Origin of the sequence: Synechococcus sp. W60.3, assembly GCF_047502615.1 — a bacterium.
Lineage (GTDB): Bacteria > Cyanobacteriota > Cyanobacteriia > Thermostichales > Thermostichaceae > Thermostichus.
In genome coordinates this window covers 1-4,144 of record NZ_JANSHJ010000061.1, presented here as the reverse complement: position 1 = coordinate 4,144, position 4,144 = coordinate 1, and the positions used below count along the sequence as shown (strand labels likewise).

Here is a 4,144-nt window from a genome sequence, read left to right as displayed (position 1 = left end):
ACACAGACACAGATTCAGACTTCGGTGGAGATTCAGGTGGAGATTCAGACTTCGGGGGCGGCAGCAGCAGCGGCGGCGGAGCAGGCGGCAGTTGGTGAGACCTGACTCTAGGGATTTCTCTATGGATTGAACAAGGGAGTTGGGCTTTTCCTCAGTCCGCCAGGGCAGTACAGTGGTAAGGGAGCAGCGATAGAGAAGATCCCATGACCCTTGCAGAAGGCGTACAACTGGTTAGCTTTGGGGTGCTCTCGGCAATGGCCATTGGCTTTGCCCTGGGAGTGGTTTGGGCCCCTAACATCGTCTATTCCGGCTTTCTCTTGGGGGGCGTTTTCCTGAGCATAGCTGGGCTGTACCTTCTCTTGAATGCCGATTTTGTGGCCGCCGCCCAAGTTTTGATCTACGTCGGCGCCGTCAACGTGCTGATCCTGTTCGCCATCATGCTGGTGAACCGGCGCTATACTTTCGCTCCTTTGAAGTTGGGCTGGCTGCGCAATGGGGTGACGGCGGCGGTGTGTTTGGGGCTGTTTGCCCTCCTGACGGCAATGGCCCTGAATACCCCCTGGCAGTTGGAGCCGATCCAGCCCACGAGCAGTGCTTTGGTGATGGGTGGGCATTTCTTTAGCGACTATCTGTTGCCGTTCGAGTTGGCTTCTGTTTTGCTGCTGATGGCGTTGATCGGGGCCATTGTGCTGGCGCGTCGAGAGTTTGTCGTTCCCCAAGCCCAAGAAGGGGATCTCAGCTTGCTGGAGCGGGCCCGGCCACAGCTTGAATCGGAGTCGGAACGCCCAGCAGAGCTGGTGAGCACGCGTTGAAGCTGCCTGCTCTCGGCCATACAGCCCAGCGTTTTCCTGATGCCCCTCTCATCTGTATCCAGTGGAGCCTCTTGTGATGTTGCAACTGCAGTTTTTCTTGGTGGTCGCGGCAATTCTTTTCTGCATCGGCATCTACGGCTTGATCGTCAGTCGCAACGCCATTCGGGTGTTGATGTCGATTGAGCTGATGCTCAACGCCGTCAACCTGAACTTTATGGCTTTCTCCAACTTTGTCGACTCGGGCTTGATTCGCGGCCAAGTGTTTTCGGTATTTGTCATCACCGTGGCGGCTGCCGAGGCGGCAGTGGGCTTGGCCATTGTGTTGGGGATCTACCGCAACCGCGCCACCATCGACATGGAGAGCTTTAACCTGCTCAGGTGGTAGTTGTTTTCTTGATCGATGACTTTCAGGTGCGGCTGGGCAGCGGCGGGCATTGGATCCCAGGGATCAGGGATTCCAGCAGGCCGCTGCAGGCGTCCCAGAGCAGCTCGATCACGTAGTGAAACCCTGCCTCGCCCCCGTAGTAGGGATCCGGAACTTCTTCATCGGTGTGAGAACGACAGTAGCTACAGATTAGGCGTACCTTGTCGGCATATCTTCTCTGGGGATCGAGGCTGAGGATATCGCGGTAATTTTGCCGATCCATGGCCAGGATCAGGTCGAACTCCCGCAGATCCAAAGGATGAATTTGCCGGGCTTGGCCGTGCAGCTCCAGTCCATAGCGCTGGGCAACTTGTCGCATGCGGCGATCTGGGGGACTGCCGAGGTGGTAGGCGGCTGTACCTGCCGAATCGCAGAGGATGTCCCCCTCATGGCCGCTGCTCTGCAGCAGGTGGTTGGTGATCCCTTCGGCAGCGGGAGAACGGCAGATGTTGCCCAGGCACACAAACAGCAGCTTTTGGCTCATGGATCCCTCGACGGCAGTGAACATTTCCCACCGCATTATCTGCGTTTTGCGGCCCAGAGTACAGAAGCAGGCGAGAGGGGATAGGGCCCTCAGGCGGCAGCGGGACAGATTCTTGGCCAGAATGGAGCTAGTTCCCCTGGTGAGATGTCTTATGCCAGATGCCACCCGCTACCCCCACCCGCAGGATGTGGCCAACCTCATTCTCTACTTGCAAACGGAGCTGGCTCTGTTTGAACAATGGGCTGCTCAAGAAGGGATCCCGTCTGCGGCTCTGCGCCCCATCGAGCGCTCCCAAGAGGCTTTGCGGCGAGCTGTAGATCAACTGGAGCTGCGGGAGTGGTACCGCGAACTCACCTATGGCTTTCGGGATCAGTTGGGGCGCCTAGAAGAATGGTTGTAGCTGTCCGGCAGAGCTTTCCAGTGCCAAAATAACGACAACTTTCCCAGGGGCGCCGCTCATGTTGCAGGTTCAGGATCTCTGCTACCACCCGGCAACCCTCCCTCAGCCGATTCTCCGGGATCTCTCCTTTGAGCTGGGCCTGAATCAGTTGGGGCTGATCGTGGGCAAAAGTGGGGCCGGCAAGAGCACCCTGCTGGAAATTTTGGCCGGCTTGGCGCGGCCCACGCGCGGGCGGATTGCCTGGGGAGGAACAGAGCTCTCCCCCCAGCAGTTGCGCAGCATGGCGGGGCTGGTGTTTCAGTTCCCGGAGCGTCACTTTTGTGGCTTGACGGTGCTAGAGGAAATGCGCTTCGGCCACCCGGAGCTGCAACAAAAGGAGATTGAAAACGTTCTCAAACAGGTGGGATTGGAAGGGATCCCTCTGTGCACCTCCCCCAACCATCTCAGTGGCGGACAACAACGGCGCTTGGCCCTGGCGGTACAGCTTATTCGCGGCCCGCTGCTACTGCTGCTGGACGAGCCGACGGCAGGGCTGGACTGGTCGGTGCGGCGGCAGTTGATCGAGCTGCTGGCCCGGCTGAAATCCACCTGGACGGTGTTGGTGGTTTCCCACGACCCAGAGGAGCTATCCTCCATTGCCGATGTGCGGTGGATCTTGCAGGCGGGATCCCTGCAGCCGTTGCCGACAGATGCGCTGCTTCAAAGGTAGCGGCGGGGATCCACCGGCTGGCCGTTGACCCGCACCTCGAAGTGAACGTGGGGGCCGGTGGAGAGGCCGGTGGAGCCGGAAGCGGCAATGGCCTGCCCCCGCTGTACCTGCTGACCCACCCCAACGGCGACGCGGCTGTTGTGGGCGTACAGGGTGGTGATGCCGCCGCCGTGGTTGACAATCACCGTGTAGCCGTAGCCGCCATACCAGCCGGCGTAGATGACGGTGCCCCGGTCTGATGCCCGAACTGGCGTGCCGGTGGGCACACCGAAGTCGATCCCCGCATGGAAGCGGCGGCTTCCGTAGATGGGGTGAACCCGCCAGCCGAAGCCGCTGGTGATTGGCCCGCGCACTGGTGGGATCAACCGGCCTGTCCCCTGAACCGGATCTCTGCCCCCCCGCTGCTGAGCCTGCTGGGCGATCAGTTGCTGGATGAGGATGGTCAACTGTTGGGAATCGGCTTCCAAACGCCGTTGGGCTGCTTCATAGGCGGCGCGCTCGTTGGCCAGGCGGCCCACCAGTTGCTCTTGGGCGGCAGCCTGCTGCTGCAGTTGGTTTTTCTGGGCTGCCAGCTCCTGCAAGATTAAAGAAATCTCGTTGCGCTGCGCTTCCAGGGCGATCCGCTGCTGATCCACCTCCTTGGCCATCACCTGCAGCTCTCGGATCAACTGCCGGTCGGCTTCGATTAGCAATTGCAACTGGTGGCGGCGATCGAAAAACTCGTTGAGGTCGCGGCTGGTGAGCAGCAAAGCCCACCAATGTTCCGCCCCCTGCCGCTGCATGTAGCGCAAGCGGGCGGCCGTGCCCTGCTGCTGCCGTCTCAGGCGGTCTTCCAGCTCTTGGAGCTCCTTCTGCGCTTGCTCTAGCGCCCTCTGGGCCTGTTCCAGACGATATTGGTTGTCGCGAAGGCTAGCTTCTGTCTGTTGGATGTTTTGCCGCAGGGATCCCATGCGGCGACGGGCTTCTTCTTCCGCTTGGCGCAGCTCTCCCAGGCGTCGCTGGGTGCCCCGGATTTGTTGCTGGATCTGTTGCTGCCGCTGTTGCAGTTGGTGGAGATTCTGCGCCTGAGATGGAGCAACCCGCCACAGTCCCCCCAGCACCAGGAGGGCGAGCAACCCGACCATCACCCATGCCTTCAGGCTGTGTGTCCCACAACTGAGCTTGACCACTCCCCACACCCTCGGCAACCAACCTACCGACCCTAAGAATACAAAGATTCGCAAGGACTGATCGAGCCCAATCGCGCTGTTGCCCGCTGTCGTTACAGCCTGTTAAGAGCTCAAGGGGTACAATAGCAGCACTTAGCAAACCAACT

Annotated in this window: 6 protein-coding genes; 4 read left to right on the top strand and 2 right to left on the bottom strand. The window is 60.0% G+C overall.

Annotated features, from left to right (window positions below; all coding sequences use genetic code 11):
* Nucleotides 1-203 precede the first annotated feature (203 nt).
* Nucleotides 204-812, top strand: a complete 609-nt coding sequence (locus tag NW846_RS12320; protein ID WP_414347733.1) for an NADH-quinone oxidoreductase subunit J — start codon at nucleotides 204-206, stop codon at nucleotides 810-812.
* 79 nt (nucleotides 813-891) lie between these two features.
* Nucleotides 892-1,197 (top strand): NADH-quinone oxidoreductase subunit NuoK, encoded by a 306-nt coding sequence (gene nuoK / locus NW846_RS12315; protein ID WP_041439067.1) that lies wholly within the window; start codon nucleotides 892-894, stop codon nucleotides 1,195-1,197.
* A gap of 22 nt (nucleotides 1,198-1,219) precedes the next feature.
* Here the strand turns inward: nuoK and NW846_RS12310 are convergent, their stop codons facing one another.
* Nucleotides 1,220-1,720, bottom strand: coding sequence for a low molecular weight protein-tyrosine-phosphatase (locus NW846_RS12310; RefSeq protein WP_011430467.1), 501 nt, complete (start codon nucleotides 1,718-1,720; stop codon nucleotides 1,220-1,222).
* Nucleotides 1,721-1,871: 151 nt separating this feature from the next.
* Between NW846_RS12310 and NW846_RS12305 the strand changes: the two genes are divergently transcribed.
* A complete protein-coding gene (locus NW846_RS12305; RefSeq protein ID WP_011430466.1) occupies nucleotides 1,872-2,120 on the top strand; it encodes a hypothetical protein in 249 nt (82 codons plus the stop codon).
* A 58-nt stretch (nucleotides 2,121-2,178) separates the two neighbouring features.
* Nucleotides 2,179-2,829 (top strand): ABC transporter ATP-binding protein, encoded by a 651-nt coding sequence (locus NW846_RS12300; protein ID WP_011430465.1) that lies wholly within the window; start codon nucleotides 2,179-2,181, stop codon nucleotides 2,827-2,829.
* Here NW846_RS12300 and NW846_RS12295 read toward each other — a convergent pair.
* Entirely contained in the window at nucleotides 2,820-3,953 is a 1,134-nt protein-coding gene (locus NW846_RS12295; protein ID WP_071813517.1) for a murein hydrolase activator EnvC family protein, read from the bottom strand. The two genes, NW846_RS12300 and NW846_RS12295, sit on opposite strands and share 10 nt — an antisense overlap.
* Nucleotides 3,954-4,144 lie beyond the last annotated feature (191 nt).